Genomic DNA, 16,064 nt, shown 5'->3' with positions numbered 1-16,064 from the left:
GGCCCCGCCCGGGCTCGGGCGGGGCCGTTTCCCTTTCCGGCTTCCTTTCCGGCTCCCTGTTCCGGCCCGCCGTCCGTCCGGGTGGCACCGGGCGGGTGGCACCGGGCGGGGGTGCGGGCGGTGCGGCAGTGCAAGAGGGCATTGCTCACAGCGCCGCCCGGTTTCCGTCGGGGGGCGCGGACCCTATCGTCGTGTGCATGTTCGCCGTCTACGCCGCTCGCATCGACCGTGACCAGCCGCTGAACGGCCTGGAGTCGGGGGAGCGCCCGGCTCCCGGGGTCCGGCCCGGCTGGAGCACCGTCCGGGTCCGGGCCGCCTCCCTCAACCACCATGACCTCTGGTCCCTGCGGGGCGTGGGCCTCACAGAGGACAAGCTGCCGATGATCCTCGGCTGTGATGCCGCGGGCGTCGACGAGGACGGCAACGAGGTCGTCCTGCACTCCGTGATCGGGCAGAGCGGGCACGGGGTCGGCCCCGACGAACCCCGCTCCATCCTCACCGAGCGCTACCAGGGCACCTTCGCCGAGCAGGTCGCCGTGCCGACGTGGAACATCCTGCCCAAGCCCAAGGAGCTCTCCTTCGAGGAGGCCGCCTGTCTGCCCACCGCCTGGCTGACGGCCTACCGCATGCTCTTCACCAACGCCGGGGTCCGCCCGGGCGACTCGGTCCTCGTCCAGGGCGCCGGGGGCGGTGTCGCCACGGCCGCGATCGTCCTCGGCCGGGCCGCCGGGCTGCGGGTCTTCGCGACCAGCCGGGACGAGGCCAAGCGGAAGCGCGCCCTGGAACTCGGCGCCGTCGAGGCGGTGGAGCCGGGGGCGCGGCTGCCGCAGCGGGTGGACGCGGTGATCGAGACCGTCGGGGCCGCCACCTGGTCCCACTCCGTGAAGTCCCTGCGGCCCGGCGGCACGCTCGTCATCTCCGGTGCCACCAGCGGTGACCGGCCCTCCCATGCCGAGCTGACCCGCATCTTCTTCCTCGAACTCAAGGTCGTCGGCTCCACGATGGGAACCAAGGACGAGTTGGAGGACCTGCTCGCCTTCTGCGCCGCCACGGGTGTCCGCCCCGTCATCGACGAGGTCCTCCCCCTCGACCGCGCCCGTGAGGGCTTCGAGCGGCTCGCGTCCGGCGACCAGTTCGGCAAGATCGTCCTCACCTCGGGCTGAGCAGGCCGGCAGCTGCGCGCCGGCCGTCGGCTCACGCCATGGGCGCCCGCAGTATCGCCCCGATGTGGGCCGCCGCCGTCGACAGATGGCGGCGGGCGTCGCGGAGCTGGTCCGCCGTGACGCCGTGGTCGCGGGCCGCGTCGCGGATGTCGTCGCGGAAGCGGTCCAGCAGACGGTCCAGGTCGCGGGCCGGGTCGCCGCTGGGGGCCTCATGGGCCCAGTCCGGCTCGTAGTCGGCGGGGAAGTCCGCCGGAGTCTCCGAGTACGCGGGCCCCTTGGCCGTCGCACCGTCCGGGCCGGTGCTGTCGCTGCCGCGTCCGAACCCGAAGTCCTTGCCGAACTCCTTCCCGACGTCCTTGCCGAACTCGCCGAACTCCTTGGCCAGCTCGGTCAGCCCCTCCCGGACACCCGTCGGCCAGTCGCCCCGGGCGAAGTGGTCCTGGACCTGTTCCTGGACGCGTCGCGCTATGCGCTGCATCTCCTCCTGGGCCTGGGCGCGCGCCCGGTCCTGGGCCTCCTTGGCCTGACGCCGGGCCCGCTGGGCCTCCTCGCGGGCCCGCCGGCTCTCGTCCTTGGCCCGGCGTGCCTGCTCCTTCCACTCCTGCTTGACGCGGCGCATCTCCTCCTTGGCGGCACGCCACGCCTCCTTGTCGCCGTACTCCCCGGGCTCCCCGAGGCCGCCGGGGGCCGGCCCGGAGCCCTGGCGTGCCTGGGAGGCCGCCGCCCGCATCTCGCGGCGCAGATCACCCGCGGCGCCGCGTACGTCGGCCCGGATCTCCGCGGCGAGCTCCGCGACCGATTCGCGGATCTCCAGCTCCAGGTCGGCCAGTTCGCCGCTGCGGTCGGCCAGCTCGGCGCGGCCGGCGTCGGTGATGGCGTACACCTTGCGGCCGCCCTCGGTGGTGTGGGTGACCAGGCCCTCGGCCTCCAGCTTGGCCAGGCGGGGGTAGACCGTGCCCGCCGACGGCGCGTAGAGCCCCTGGAAGCGCTCCTCCAGGAGGCGGATCACCTCGTAGCCGTGGCGCGGAGCCTCGTCCAGGAGCTTCAGCAGGTAGAGACGCAGGCGGCCGTGGGCGAAGACGGGGGGCATGTCAGAGCACCTTCTTGTCGGTCGTGCTGTCGGCCGGGCCGTCGGAGGAGGTCGCGTCGGCCGGGCCGCCTGAGGCATTCTCCCCCGGAGCCGAGGGTGTTCCGCCGGGCGGAGCCGCGGGTGTTCCGCCGGTGGGATCGGCCGCCTCCGGTTCCCAGGGCTCGTCCTCCGTCCGGGGGCGGCGCAGCAGGGCGATGGAGCCGGAGACCGTGGTCGCCTTCAGGCTGCCGTTGCCCGCGCCGAGCCGGCCGGTGATGCGCTTGGCCCCCCAGTGGCCGTTGACCCGCAGGTCCTCGAAGGCGTTGGAGACGGCGCCGCTCGCGGTCTGGGCCTCCACTTCCGCGTCCGCCGGGTGGGGCAGCCGGATGGCGATCTCACCGGAGACGCTGGCCAGGCTGACGGTGGTGGGGCGGCTCGTCGGATCGAGGTCGACGATCATCGACCCGCTCACCGAGTCGGCTTTCACGGAGGATCCGGCCTCGACCACCGTCAGGTCCCCGGACACCGAGTTGAAGCGGAGGTCGCCGGTGAGGGCCTGGGCCTCCACGTTCCCCGAGACCGTGTCGGCGCGCACCGGGCCCGTGAGCCTCACCAGGGTCGTGTCCCCGGAGACGCCCTTCACCTCGGCGTGCCCGTCGATGCCGGAGACGACCGTGCCGGCGCTCACCGCGCCCACCGCGACACGGGTGTGCGCGGGCACGGTCAGGGAGACGACGGCGCTGCGCCGCCAGCCCTTGGGGTCGAGCCATTTGAGGAAGCCCTTCCAGGGCAGGTCCTCGTAGGCCACCGTCAGGGTCCCGTCGCGATGGGTCACCGCCAAGGGCGGTCCCTCGATGTGCGAGACCTCAAGACGGGCGGGGCCCTCGTCGGTCCCCACCACGTTCACCGTGCCGTCGACCACGCGGACGTGCAGTTCGCGCACCGGCTCGTCGAAAGAGAGCTTGCTGGGCTCGGCGACGGACCACTCGGACATGGCAGACCTCCTCGACGGCGCGACGCGCCATATCGCGTCCCCTGTCAAACACGATATATCGCGGCAGTGGGAAGTCAAGACACTCGATGCGGTGAACAGCGCCGTCGAGCCGCCGGCCCGCAGGCCCGCACGGACCGGCCCAACGGCCACGCCGCCGCGCAGACGGACAGGCGACCAGACGCCGAAGGGCGCCCCGAAGGGCGCCCACACGTACGGCGAGAGGGGCCGACGGACCGCCGCCGGCCGCCCCGGCGGCGGCTACTCGTCGTCCGGCGGCTACTCGTCGTCCTCGTCGTCCAGCCGGGCCAGCCACGTCGCCAGCCGCTCCACCGGGACCTCGAAGTCCGGGTTCAGGTCGACGAACGTCCGCAGCTGCTCGGCGAGCCACTCGAAGGTGACCTCCTCCTCGCCGCGCCGCTTCTCGAGTTCCTCGATGCCTCGGTCGGTGAAGTACACGGGTTGTTCTCCTGGGGGATGGGCCTGGTCCGCGGGTGATACGACTCCAGGGTATGCGGCACCGCTGCCCGCCGGACCCGCCGCCGGCGCACACGGCAGCGGCCCCGCCGCCATGGAGGCGACGGGGCCGCTGCACGCGCTGCCGGTGCTCAGCGGTGTTCGGAGGCTCAGGCCTCGAACACCTCCCGCACCAGCTGCTCCTGCTCCGCCTGGTGCCGCTTGGCCGAGCCGACCGCCGGGGACGAGCCGTGCGGCCGCGAGATGCGGCGCAGGCGCTCGCCGTGCGGGACGTCGGCGCCGACGGCCAGGTCCAGGTGGTCGATCAGGTTCAGGGCGATGAACGGCCAGGCGCCCTGGTTGGCCGGCTCCTCCTGGGCCCACAGGTACTTCTCGGCGTTCGGGTACTTGGCGATCTCCGCCTGGAGCTCGGCACCCGGCAGCGGGTACAGGCGCTCGATGCGGATGATCGCGGTGTCCGTGACGCCGCGCTTCTGGCGCTCGGCCTCCAGGTCGTAGTAGACCTTGCCGGCGCAGAAGACGACCTTCTTGACGGCGTTCGGCTCGACCGAGGCGTCGCCGATGACCGGGCGGAACTGGCCGCTCGTGAACTCCTCCGCCTTCGACGCGGCGGCCTTCAGGCGCAGCATCGACTTCGGGGTGAAGACGACCAGCGGCTTGTGGTGCGGGTTGTGCACCTGCCACCGCAGGAGGTGGAAGTAGTTCGACGGCGAGGTCGGCATCGCGACCGTCATGTTGTTCTGCGCGCAGAGCTGGAGGAAGCGCTCCGGGCGGGCGGACGAGTGGTCCGGGCCCTGGCCCTCGTAGCCGTGCGGGAGGAGCAGGGTGACGCCGGAGGTCTGGCCCCACTTCTGCTCCGCCGACGAGATGAACTCGTCCACGACCGTCTGCGCGCCGTTGACGAAGTCGCCGAACTGCGCCTCCCACATCACGAGCGCGTCGGGGCGGGCCAGCGAGTAGCCGTACTCGAAGCCCATCGCCGCGTACTCGGAGAGGAGGGAGTTGTAGACGTTCAGCCGCGCCTGCTCCTCGGAGAGGTACATCAGCGGCGTGAACTCCTCGCCGGTCTCCCGGTCGATGATCACCGCGTGGCGCTGGCCGAAGGTGCCGCGCTGGGAGTCCTGGCCGGCCAGGCGGACCGGGACGCCCTCCAGGAGGAGGGAGCCGATGGCGAGGGTCTCGCCCATGCCCCAGTCGATGGTGCCGTCCTCGACCATGGCCGCCCGGCGCTGGAGCTGCGGCAGCAGACGCGGGTGGGCGGTGATGTGGTCGGGGATGTTGACCTGGGACTCGGCGATGCGCTTGACGATCTCGGCGGAGACCGCGGTGCTCACCGCGACGGGGAAGCCGTCCTGCGGCGCCTCGGAGTCGCCGGACGTCGGCTGGGAGGTGGCCTCGCGGACCTCCGTGAAGACCTTCTCCAGCTGGCCCTGGTAGTCCTGGAGCGCCTGCTCCGCCTCTTCCAGGGTGATGTCGCCGCGACCGATGAGGGACTCGGTGTACAGCTTGCGCACCGAGCGCTTCTTGTCGATCAGGTCGTACATCAGCGGCTGGGTGAAGGCCGGGTTGTCCGACTCGTTGTGACCGCGACGGCGGTAGCAGATGAGGTCGATCACCACGTCCTTGTTGAACGCCTGGCGGAACTCGAAGGCGAGCCGCGCGACGCGGACCACGGCCTCCGGGTCGTCGCCGTTCACGTGGAAGATCGGGGCCTCGATCATGCGGGCCACGTCCGTCGCGTACATGGAGGAACGCGAGGACTCGGGGGCCGCGGTGAAGCCGACCTGGTTGTTGATGACGATGTGGACCGTGCCGCCGGTGCGGTAGCCGCGCAGCTGCGACATGTTCAGGGTCTCGGCCACCACGCCCTGGCCCGCGAAGGCCGCGTCGCCGTGGATCGCCACCGGCAGGACGGTGAAGTCCGTGCCGCCCTTGTTGATGATGTCCTGCTTGGCGCGCGCGACGCCCTCCAGGACCGGGTCCACGGCCTCCAGGTGCGAGGGGTTCGCGACCAGGGAGACCTTGATCTGCTCGCCGTCCAGGCCGGTGAAGGTGCCCTCGGCGCCCAGGTGGTACTTCACGTCGCCGGAGCCGTGCATCGACTTCGGGTCGAGGTTGCCCTCGAACTCGCGGAAGATCTGCGCGTACGACTTGCCGACGATGTTGGCGAGGACGTTCAGGCGGCCGCGGTGGGCCATGCCGATGACGACCTCGTCCAGGCGGGACTCGGCCGCCGAGTCGATGACCGCGTCGAGCAGCGGGATGACGGACTCGCCGCCCTCCAGCGAGAAGCGCTTCTGGCCGACGTACTTGGTCTGGAGGAAGGTCTCGAAGGCTTCCGCCGCGTTCAGCCGGCGCAGGATGCGCAGCTGCTCCTCGCGCTCCGGCTTGCTGTGCGGGCGCTCGATGCGGTCCTGGATCCACTTGCGCTGCTTGGGGTCCTGGATGTGCATGAACTCGATGCCGGTGGTGCGGCAGTACGAGTCGCGCAGCACGCCGAGGATGTCGCGCAGCTTCATCAGGGACTTGCCGGCGAAGCCGCCGACGGCGAACTCGCGCTCCAGGTCCCACAGGGTGAGCCCGTGCTCGGTGATGTCGAGGTCGGGGTGCTTGCGCTGCTGGTACTCCAGCGGGTCGGTGTCGGCCATGACGTGGCCGCGGACCCGGTAGGAGTGGATCAGCTCGAAGACGCGGGCGGCCTTGGTGACGTCGTCGTCGTGGCTGGCGTCGATGTCCTTGAGCCAGCGGACCGGCTCGTAGGGGATGCGCAGGGCCTCGAAGATGTCGTCGTAGAAGCCGTTCTCGCCCAGCAGCAGGTTCGCCACCGCGCGCAGGAACTCGCCGGAGGCGGCGCCCTGGATGACCCGGTGGTCGTAGGTCGACGTGAGCGTCATGACCTTCGAGATGCCGAGCTTGTTCAGGGTGTCCTGGGAGGTGCCCTGGAACTCCGCCGGGTAGTCCATGGAGCCGACGCCCATGATCACCGACTGGCCGGGCATCAGGCGCGGGACGGAGTGGACGGTGCCGAGGCCGCCGGGGTTGGTCAGGGAGACCGTGACGCCGGTGAAGTCGTCCATCGTCAGCTTGTTGTCGCGGGCGCGACGGACGATGTCCTCGTAGGCCTGCCAGAACTCGAAGAAGTTCAGCGTCTCGGCCTTCTTGATGGCGGCCACGACGAGCTGGCGGTCGCCGTTGGGCTTCACCAGGTCGATGGCCAGGCCGAGGTTGACGTGCGGCGGCTTGACGAGGGTCGGCTTGCCGTCCTTCTCGCCGAACGACCAGTTCATCGACGGCATGGCCTTGATGGCCTGCACCATCGCGAAGCCGATCAGGTGCGTGAAGGAGATCTTCCCGCCCCGGGCGCGCTTCAGGTGGTTGTTGATGACGATGCGGTTGTCGAACAGCAGCTTCACCGGGACGGCGCGCACGGACGTGGCCGTGGGCAGTTCCAGGGAGGCGTTCATGTTCTTGGCGACGGCGGCGGAGGGGCCGCGCAGCGTCACGAACTCGGGGCCCTCGGGAGCCGCGGTGGCCGGCGCGGCCGGCCTGGCCGCGGGCGCGGCGGGCTTCGCGGGCGCCGGGGCGGCGGCCGCGGGCTTCGGGGCGGCGGCGGCCGGCGCGGGAGCCGGGGCGGCGGGCGCGGCCGGGGCCGGGGCCGGAGCGGCCGGGGCAGCCGGAGCGGCGGGTGCCGCGGGTGGGGTGGTGGTCCCTGCGGCCCCCGCGGCCGCAGTACCCGCCGGAGCCGGAGCGCTGGCGGCCCCCGGCTTGTAGTCGGCGAAGAAGTCCCACCAGGCACGGTCTACGGAATTCGGGTCCTGGAGGTACTGCTGATAGATCTCGTCGACGAGCCACTCGTTCGCGCCGAACGCGGCAGCGGGATTCTTGCCCGCTTGGTCTGCGTCGGTCGAGATGCTCGATGCGTTACTGGGGGACTGTGGCGACACGGCGGCAACCGCCCTCTTCCGCTTCACAAGGTGATGGACAGCGGGAATAAAGGCTACGCCTCCCAGCCCGCGAAGGTCAGGCCGGGCAGCTCCATCGTCGCGTATGTCACATCGACAACGGTGTTTCGGGGCTGGAAATGGCGGGAAACAAGCGCGGTTGACGTTCAAAACGGGTGCGTCGATGCAGGTCGCGCACGCTGAGCGTGCGGACCGCGGCCGGCCTGGGCCGGTGCTGTGCCTGATCACACGTGTCCATCAGCCGCTCGTCGGTGCGGACACTCGTGGATCTTGGGGCTCCGCTTCGCACTTTACGTCAACTTGGCACGGATGGCTCTCCCGGAAGGGTGACAAGAATCCGGCAACCCCGCTCGGATTCGGCCACTCCGATCCGGCCGCCGTGGAGATCGACCGCCCAGCGGGCGATCGCGAGTCCCAGTCCCGTGCCGCCGTCGCTGCCCGGGCCGTGCGGCCGGCGGACGGCCCCCCGGTTGAACCGCTCGAAGACACGGCGCCACTCCGAGCGCGGGATGCCGGGCCCCTCGTCCAGGACCTCCAGCTCCAGCGACTCCGGCAGCGGCCCGCGCCGTGCCTTCACCGTGACCCGGCCGTGCGGCGGACTGTGCTTGACCGCGTTGTCGATGAGGTTGGCGACGACCTGGTGGATGCGCTCGGGGTCCGCGTGCGCGGTCAGCTCCGGCGGCGAGACGTCCAGGTGCAGATGGACGTCGGTGCGCGTGTGACTGCCGCCCGAGCCCATGGTCGCGCGGGCGGAGGCCACCATGTTGGCCTCCTTGAGCACCCCCGACAGGTACGGCCACACCTCGAAACGCCGCTTGCGCAGCGGTACGACGCCGTTGTCCAGCCGGGACAGGTCCAGCAGCGTCTCCACCAGCCGGCCGAGCCGCTCCGTCTGTTTCAGGGCCGTGCGCATCGTCTCGGGGTCGGCCTCGGCGATGCCGTCGACCACGTTCTCCAGGACCGCGCGCAGACCCGCGATGGGGGTGCGCAGCTCGTGCGAGACGTTGGCCACCAGCTCCTTGCGCTGACGGTCCTGCGCCTCCAGCTCGTCGGCCATGATGTTGATCGTCTGGGCGAGGTCGCCCAGCTCGTCCCGGCGGTTCTCGCGCACCCGGCGGGTGTAGTCGCCGTGCGAGATGGACCGGGCGACCGTGTTCATCTCGTCCAGCGGCGCGGTGAGCGAGTGCGCCACGAACTGGGTGATGAGCAACGTGGCGATCATCGAGAAGATGGTGATGAAGCGCAGTTCGGTCGCGGTGCGCAGGGCGATCAGCACCAGCCCGGTGGTGATCAGCACCGAGATGACGACCAGCGCCCCCAGCTTGGTGTTGATCGAGAACGGTCGTACGCCGCCCCAGGGCTCCCCGGGGCCTCTCGGTGCGTCCGGCCCGCCGCTCATGGCGTCGGCGTCTCCAGCGCGTAGCCGACGCCGTGCACCGTGCGGATCCGCTCGGCGCCGATCTTCCGGCGCAGTGCCTTGATGTGGCTGTCGACGGTCCGGGTGCCGGAGGCGTCCGCCCAGTCCCACACCTCGGCCAGCAGCTGCTCACGGGAGAGCACCGCGCGCGGGGTGTTCGCCAGGCAGACCAGCAGGTCGAACTCGGTGGGCGTGAGGTGCACGTCCTCGCTGCGCACCCGCACCCGGCGCTGGGCGTGGTCGATCTCCAGCTCGCCGAGGCGCAGGATGCCGGAGCGGGGCGTGGCCGCCGCGAGCGCCGCCCGTTCCACGCGGCGCAGCAGCACGTGCACGCGCGCCGCCAGCTCCCGCATCGAGAACGGCTTGGTCATGTAGTCGTCGGCGCCCACGCCGAGCCCGACCAGCATGTCGGTCTCGTCGTCGCGCGCGGTGAGCATCAGCACCGGCACCGGGCGGGCGGCCTGCACGCGACGGCAGACCTCCAGGCCGTCGAAGCCGGGCAGCATGATGTCGAGGATCAGCAGGTCGGGCTGCCAGGCCTCCGCCGTGTCGACGGCCGCCGGGCCGTCACCCGCCGTTTGCACGAGGAATCCCTCGGCGCGCAGGCGGGCCGCGATGGCGTCGACGATCGTCGGATCGTCCTCGACCACCAGAACGCGGCGCTGTGCGCCCGGGGTCGCCGTCGTGCCGTTGTGCGAGGTGTGTGTCTGCTCCATCGCCCGCCCCTGAGGTGTGCTTTTCCGGGACCTGTGGGGTGATCCCTTGATTGCGCATGACTGCGGTTGACGCCTCAATGATCGACGTCAGGGCAGCAGCGTACGGGGAGTCACCACGCCTTTGCTATCCGGGTACGACGGCGAGGTGCACGACGTCCGGCACGCCTCGGGCAACCGGGATCTCTTCGGTACGCACCCGCTGGAACCCGGCATTTCTCAAGGTTCCTTCGAATTCAGGCGACGGCTGGGCGGACCACACGGCCAGTACCCCGCCGGGCCTCAACACCCTTGCGCAGCACGCGAGTCCGGCCTTCGAGTAGAGCCCGTCGTTGCCTTCGGTGACGGTCCAGTCGGGCCCGTTGTCGATGTCGAGACAGAGCGCGTCGAACGTGGCGGAAGTCTCATTGACGTAGTCGAGCAGATCCGCTTCCACGATCGTCGTGCGCGGATCGGCGAGGGCGGTGCGGGAGATCGCGGCGAGCGGGCCGTCGAGGTGCCAGTCGACGACGGCGCGTTCCCGCTCCACGACCGTGACGCGTCCCCAGCGGGGGTCGGCGGCGGCGTGCGCGAGCGAGAACCCGACGCCCAGGCCGCCGATCAGCACGTCGGGTGCGGGGCGTCCGTCCAGCGCGGTCAGGGCGGCGTCGACGAGCAGCCGCTCCGAGCGGCCGTCGGAGGTGTCCATCAGGAAGCAGCCGTTGGCGATGATCTGAAGCAGCTCCCCGTGCCGGCGCAGCACGACCTCGCCGTACGGACCCTCGCGACGGTCCAGGACTTGGGGCCGGCCGTCGGGTTCGGTGGACATGTCGGGGGAGAGGGGCATCGTCCCATCCTGGCATCGGAGGCGGGGGAGGGCGGGGGATTTCCGGGGGCCCGTCTCAGGCCCGGCCCCCGGTCCCTGGTCCGGCTCGGTCCCTGGTCCCCGGCCCGGCTCGGTCCCCGGCTCGGTTCCTGGTCCGGCTCGGTCCCTGGTCCGGCGGTCCCCGGCCTGGCTCGGTCTCCGGCTCGGTCCCTGGTCCGGCGGTCCCTGGCCTGGCTCGGTCTCCGGCTCGGTCCCTGGTCCGGCGGTTCCTGGTCCGGCCCGGCCTCAGGTTCGGCCCCCGGCCCCGCCCCGGGCCCCCGCCCCCCCCGGGCCCCCGGCCCCGGTCACGAGTCGCCGTCCCCGCCCGTCCCCAGGTACTTCGCGCTCGTCAGCGGTGCCGCCACCGTCCAGCCCAGCGACTCGTACAGCGCGCGCCCCGCCGGTGTCCCCACGAGGACGCCGGTCTCCGTGCCCTCGGCCGCCGCGGCGGCCGCGAGCGTCCGCATGACGGCGCTGCCCAGGCCGCGGCGGCGGTGCCCGGGTGCGGTCTCGATGTGGTCGAAGACGGCGGTCGCGCCGGTCGGAGCCACCTGGCCCCGCGCGGCGAAGGAGCCGTCGGGCGCGGCGACCATCACGCGCGTGACGCCACCCCGCGTCCACACGCGCAGCCGGTACCCGTCGGGCGCCCCGGCCGGCCCCGCCTCCGCCGGTCCCGGCCTCGGATCTCCTTCCGGCGGCGTGCGCAGCGGCAGCGTCATCAGCCACCCCGGCTCCGGGTCCACCCACCAGCCGGGGCCCAGCCATCCCGCGGTCACCGCCGGGTCCTGGAAGACCTTGAGCCACACGCCGGCCCCGGTCACCCCGTCCGCGACCTCGCGCACCACGCCTTCCTCGACGTCGTCCCCGATCCGGGCGAGGACGTGCCGCGACACGTGCCCGGCCTGCCCCACGTCGACGGTGAACCCCCAGGGCCGCCGCACGGGCGGAGAGGCCCCGCGCGACACGACCCACCCGTCCACCCAGGCCCGTACGATCCCGCCCACCCGACCTCCGTAATAGCCAGTAAAGGCATTCACCGCTTACGCGAAACGACTGTACGGCGCCGCACGCCGGGCCCGGCAGACGTGATCGCTCACAGCGAACGACCGTCCGGGAACATTCGAGGCCGCCCGTGCATTGAGTCGGCATAACTCAACTTGACTGCCGAAGGGGAGATCATGGCTGCTGAGTCCGCAGCGTTCACACCGCTCACCCTGCCCGTACTGCCGCTCGACGACGAGGTCGTGCTGCCCGGGATGGTGGTTCCGCTGGACCTCAACGACACCGATGTGCGCGCCGCGGTGGAAGCGGCCCAGGCCGCCGCCCGCTCGGAACCCGGGAAGCCCAGGGTGCTCCTGGTGCCGCGCATCGACGGCACGTACGCGAGCACCGGTGTGCTCGGCACCGTCGAGCAGGTCGGCCGGCTGGCCGACGGCGACCCGGGCGCGCTGATCCGCGGCCGCGGCCGGGTCCGGATCGGCGCCGGCACCACCGGCCCCGGCGCGGCCCTGTGGGTCGAGGGCACGCGGCTCGACGAGAAGGTGCCCGAGCCCCTGCCCGGCCAGGTCGCCGAACTGGTCAAGGAGTACAAGGCGCTGGCCACCGCCTGGCTGCGCAAGCGCGGCGCCTGGCAGGTCGTCGACCGCGTCCAGGCCATCGACGACGTCTCCGCGCTCGCCGACAACTCCGGCTACTCGCCCTTCCTGACCACCGAGCAGAAGGTCGAGCTCCTGGAGACGGCCGACCCGGTGGCCCGGCTGAAGCTCGCCACCCAGCAACTGCGCGACCACCTCGCCGAGCAGGACGTCGCCGAGACCATCGCCAAGGACGTCCAGGAGGGCGTCGACAAGCAGCAGCGCGAGTTCCTGCTCCGCCGTCAGCTGGAGGCCGTCCGCAAGGAACTGCGCGAGCTCAACGGCGAGAGCGAGGGCGAGGAGTCCGACGACTACCGCTCCCGGGTCGAGGCCGCCGACCTGCCGGAGAAGGTCCGCGAGGCCGCCCTCAAGGAGGTCGACAAGCTGGAGCGGGCGAGCGACCAGTCGCCCGAGGGCTCCTGGATCCGCACCTGGCTCGACACCGTCCTCGAACTGCCGTGGAACGAACGCACCGAGGACGCCTACGACATCCAGGGCGCCAAGGCGGTCCTCGACGCCGAGCACGCGGGCCTGGAGGACGTGAAGGAGCGGATCACCGAGTACCTGGCGGTGCGCAAGCGCCGCAGCGACCGGGGTCTCGGCGTGGTCGGCGGACGGCGCGGCGGTGCGGTGCTGGCCCTGGTCGGCCCGCCCGGCGTCGGCAAGACCTCGCTGGGCGAGTCGGTCGCGCACGCCATGGGCCGCGCCTTCGTCCGCGTCGCCCTCGGCGGTGTCCGGGACGAGGCGGAGATCCGCGGTCACCGGCGCACGTACGTCGGCGCGCTGCCCGGCCGGATCGTCCGCGCGATCAAGGAGGCCGGTTCGATGAACCCGGTCGTCCTGCTCGACGAGATCGACAAGGTCGGGTCCGACTTCCGCGGCGACCCGGCGGCGGCCCTGCTGGAGGTCCTGGACCCGGCGCAGAACCACACCTTCCGCGACCACTACCTGGAGGTCGAGCTCGACCTGTCGGACGTCGTCTTCCTCGCCACCGCCAACGTCCTGGAGGCCATCCCCGAGGCCCTGCTCGACCGTATGGAGCTGGTCCGCCTCGACGGCTACACCGAGGACGAGAAGGTCGTCATCGCCCGTGACCACCTGCTCCCGCGCCAGCTGGAGCGGGCGGGCCTGGACAAGGACGAGGTGACCCTCGACGAGAGCGCCCTGCGCAAGCTGGCCGGCGAGTACACGCGCGAGGCCGGCGTGCGCACCCTGGAGCGGTCCGTCGCCCGGCTGCTGCGCAAGATCGCCGCGCAGCACGAACTGGGCGAGCGGGAGCTGCCGTTCACCGTCACCGAGGCGGACCTGCGCGGCCTGATCGGCAGGCCGCACCACGTGCCCGAGTCCGCCCAGGACCCGGCCGAGCGGCGCACCTCGGTGCCCGGTGTGGCGACGGGTCTCGCGGTCACGGGCGCGGGCGGCGACGTGCTGTACGTCGAGGCGTCGCTGGCCGACCCGGAGACGGGCGCGGCGGGCCTGACCCTGACCGGTCAGCTGGGCGACGTGATGAAGGAGTCGGCGCAGATCGCGCTGAGCTTCCTGCGCAGCCACGGCGCCGAGCTCGAACTGCCGGTCGCCGACCTGAAGGACCGGGGCGTGCACATCCACTTCCCGGCGGGCGCGGTGCCCAAGGACGGCCCGAGCGCGGGCATCACGATGACGACGGCCCTCGCGTCCCTGCTGTCCGGACGGCTGGTCCGTACGGACGTGGCGATGACCGGCGAGGTCTCGCTGACCGGGCGGGTGCTGCCGATCGGCGGCGTGAAGCAGAAGCTGCTCGCCGCGCACCGCGCCGGGGTGACCACCGTGATCATCCCCAAGCGCAACGAACCCGACCTGGACGACGTCCCGGCGGAGGTCCTGGACAAGCTGGACGTCCACGCCGTCACCGACGTCCGCCAGGTCCTGGAGCTGGCGCTCGCCCCCGCGACCAGCGGGGTGACGCCGGAGGTTCCGGTCGCGGCGTGACGGACGCGTCCGGAGAGGAAGGCCCGGGTCCCCTGAGGGAGGCCCGGGCCTTCGCCCACCCGGCCGCCACCGAGCCACGGAGTCGCGGAGTCGCGGAGTCGCCAGTCAGCGAGTCGCAGGCCAGGTGCATGTCACGGCCGCCCTCGGCCCGGGGTGCGGCTACGCACGTAGAATCGGTACGGAACCGGATCAGGAGCGCTGACGTGCACGAGGACGGAAACGGCGACGGACGCGGGGGCGCATCCGAGGTGTCGCGAAGAGGTGTGGACCAGGAGTTCCTGTCCCTGGAGCGGGAGCTGACGGTGCTGCTGCGCCGCGCCCGGGCCAACCAGGGCGAGATGGCCCGCGAGGTGCACCCGGACCTGGAGCCCGCGGCGTACGGCCTGCTCGTCCGGCTGGAGGAGTGCGGGCGTCAGCGGGCGACCGAACTCGCCGCCTACATCGGCGTCGGCAAGGCCACCATGTCCCGCCAGCTGCGCGCGCTGGAACAGCTCGGCCTGATCGCCCGCGCGCCGGACCCGGCGGACGGGCGCGCCTGGCTCGTCGACCTGACCGAGGAGGGCCGCACCCGGGTCGGCCGGGTCCGCGAGGCCCGCCGGGCGCGCTACGTCAGCCAGCTCGCCCACTGGGACCGCGGGGAGGTGGCGGAACTGGCCCGCCTGCTCCACGAGCTGAACCAGGGCATGGCCAAGCAGGCCTGAACCGGCGCACGGGCCGGCCCGCCGCCTGAACCAGCGCCCGGCCGAGCCGGCCCAAGCAGGCCCGAACCCGTGCGGGGCCTTGTCAGGCCATGCCCAGGCAAGGCCCCGCCCCGCCTCACAGCTCCACGAAGACCGCCGTCGCGTCGTCGTGCCGTTTGGCGCGGCCCAGGAACTTCCGTTCGGTGTCCGCCCGCTCCAGCTCCCGCACCCGTTCCACCAGTGCGCGAGGGCCGTCCTTGCGGACGTGGCCGAACAGGTCCGCCCAGTCGCCCTCCCGGAACGTGTCCACCCACCGCGTCACCCCGTCGCTGAGCGCCGCCAGGGCGGCCACCTCGGTGCGCGGGACGGCGCCGGCGACCGCGCGGGCCGCCACCGCCGGGTCCGCGGCGGCGGTGAAGAAGCCGCCCTCCTTGTTGCGGACCCGCGTGTCGCAGATCTCCGCGCTCGCCAGCAGCGCCGGCGGCACGAGCGCCAGGCGGTCGTCCAGGACGGGGACGACCGCGCCGTCGGGCGAGGCCAGCAGGAGCGCCGAGTCGGACAGGACCAGGTACTCCACCGAGTCCGGTGACCAGCGGGCGAGAACCACCGTCGCCTGGGGCGTACGCGGGTGAGAAAGGTCACAGGTGCCGGAGTGGGCGTCGGCGGTACGCGCCAGGGCGAGGGAGAGCGCCTCGGCCAGCGGCACATCCGGGAGTGAAACGGTCAGTTCGGTCAGGGCGCCGCCCAGACGCGCCGTGTACCAGGGGACGGAATGGAGACAGCCCGTGCCGCTCCGGGGCGGCGTCACGCCGTCCAGCAGGACGAGTGAACCGCCCTGACCGGAGGCGGGAAGTCCGACGCTCGCGAAGTCCTCGTTGGGGTAGGCCCGATCACCGGGCTCCGACACAAGTTCCGTGCGCATCCCGCCAGTCTGCACGACCCCTTCACACCCTTCGCGAAAGGCTGGCAACACTCCCCGGGTGGGCGCACCGTCGCAGGTCAGGCGCCTGTTTTGGGCGGGAATAACGCACTCCGGGAAGGCGTGGCGGCGAATATTGCCAAAGCCCGCCGCCCACGTCCAACCGGCGCCCCGCGCAAGGGCCTCGCGAGTGCCGGAGTGACTTGCCCCTCAACTCCCCTCCGATG

The 16,064-nt window shown here is 72.1% G+C and carries 12 protein-coding genes; 3 read left to right on the top strand and 9 right to left on the bottom strand.

The features are described 5' to 3' along the window. Window positions 1–197 precede the first annotated feature (197 nt). On the top strand, window positions 198–1,163 hold the full coding sequence (locus tag ACZ3KJ_RS13190; protein WP_467526606.1) for a zinc-binding dehydrogenase: 966 nt from the start codon (window positions 198–200) through the stop codon (window positions 1,161–1,163). Window positions 1,164–1,194: 31 nt separating this feature from the next. On the opposite strand, the gene ACZ3KJ_RS13185 is transcribed toward ACZ3KJ_RS13190, so the two are convergent. From ACZ3KJ_RS13185 to ACZ3KJ_RS13150, 8 genes are all read right to left on the bottom strand, one after another. Next, window positions 1,195–2,253, bottom strand: a complete 1,059-nt coding sequence (locus tag ACZ3KJ_RS13185; protein ID WP_467526604.1) for a PadR family transcriptional regulator — start codon at window positions 2,251–2,253, stop codon at window positions 1,195–1,197. A gap of 1 nt (window position 2,254) precedes the next feature. Then, the gene (locus tag ACZ3KJ_RS13180) at window positions 2,255–3,226 is read right to left on the bottom strand and encodes a DUF4097 family beta strand repeat-containing protein (protein ID WP_467526603.1); all 972 of its coding nucleotides are present in this window, start codon (window positions 3,224–3,226) and stop codon (window positions 2,255–2,257) included. Between the two features lie 276 nt (window positions 3,227–3,502). Continuing rightward, window positions 3,503–3,682, bottom strand: a complete 180-nt coding sequence (locus ACZ3KJ_RS13175; protein WP_003992906.1) for a DUF6104 family protein — start codon at window positions 3,680–3,682, stop codon at window positions 3,503–3,505. Between the two features lie 167 nt (window positions 3,683–3,849). Further along, window positions 3,850–7,644, bottom strand: coding sequence for a multifunctional oxoglutarate decarboxylase/oxoglutarate dehydrogenase thiamine pyrophosphate-binding subunit/dihydrolipoyllysine-residue succinyltransferase subunit (locus ACZ3KJ_RS13170; RefSeq protein WP_467526601.1), 3,795 nt, complete (start codon window positions 7,642–7,644; stop codon window positions 3,850–3,852). 313 nt (window positions 7,645–7,957) lie between these two features. Further along, on the bottom strand, window positions 7,958–9,061 hold the full coding sequence (locus ACZ3KJ_RS13165) for a HAMP domain-containing sensor histidine kinase (RefSeq protein ID WP_467526600.1): 1,104 nt from the start codon (window positions 9,059–9,061) through the stop codon (window positions 7,958–7,960). Then, complete coding sequence (locus ACZ3KJ_RS13160) at window positions 9,058–9,795, bottom strand: response regulator transcription factor (RefSeq protein WP_058923261.1); 738 nt, start codon at window positions 9,793–9,795, stop codon at window positions 9,058–9,060. The genes ACZ3KJ_RS13165 and ACZ3KJ_RS13160 overlap by 4 nt, the downstream gene beginning before the upstream one ends. A 124-nt stretch (window positions 9,796–9,919) precedes the next feature. Beyond that, window positions 9,920–10,618, bottom strand: coding sequence for a spermidine synthase family protein (locus tag ACZ3KJ_RS13155; protein ID WP_467526598.1), 699 nt, complete (start codon window positions 10,616–10,618; stop codon window positions 9,920–9,922). A gap of 323 nt (window positions 10,619–10,941) precedes the next feature. Further along, window positions 10,942–11,640 carry a GNAT family N-acetyltransferase gene (locus tag ACZ3KJ_RS13150; protein WP_467526596.1) on the bottom strand — a complete coding sequence of 233 codons (699 nt, stop codon included), beginning with the start codon at window positions 11,638–11,640 and terminating at the stop codon, window positions 10,942–10,944. 174 nt (window positions 11,641–11,814) lie between these two features. Here ACZ3KJ_RS13150 and lon point away from each other — a divergent pair, with 174 nt between their 5' ends. Further along, the gene (gene lon / locus ACZ3KJ_RS13145) at window positions 11,815–14,238 is read left to right on the top strand and encodes an endopeptidase La (protein ID WP_467526595.1); all 2,424 of its coding nucleotides are present in this window, start codon (window positions 11,815–11,817) and stop codon (window positions 14,236–14,238) included. Window positions 14,239–14,441: 203 nt separating this feature from the next. Continuing rightward, complete coding sequence (locus ACZ3KJ_RS13140; RefSeq protein ID WP_467526593.1) at window positions 14,442–14,939, top strand: MarR family winged helix-turn-helix transcriptional regulator; 498 nt, start codon at window positions 14,442–14,444, stop codon at window positions 14,937–14,939. 115 nt (window positions 14,940–15,054) lie between these two features. Here ACZ3KJ_RS13140 and ACZ3KJ_RS13135 read toward each other — a convergent pair whose 3' ends face one another. Further along, a complete protein-coding gene (locus ACZ3KJ_RS13135; protein WP_467526591.1) occupies window positions 15,055–15,840 on the bottom strand; it encodes a hypothetical protein in 786 nt (261 codons plus the stop codon). Window positions 15,841–16,064 lie beyond the last annotated feature (224 nt).

It is taken from the genome of Streptomyces sp. NPDC003248, assembly GCF_055563235.1.
The sequence above is the reverse complement of the archived record's forward strand: the minus strand, read 5'-3'. Positions and strand labels throughout refer to the sequence as shown.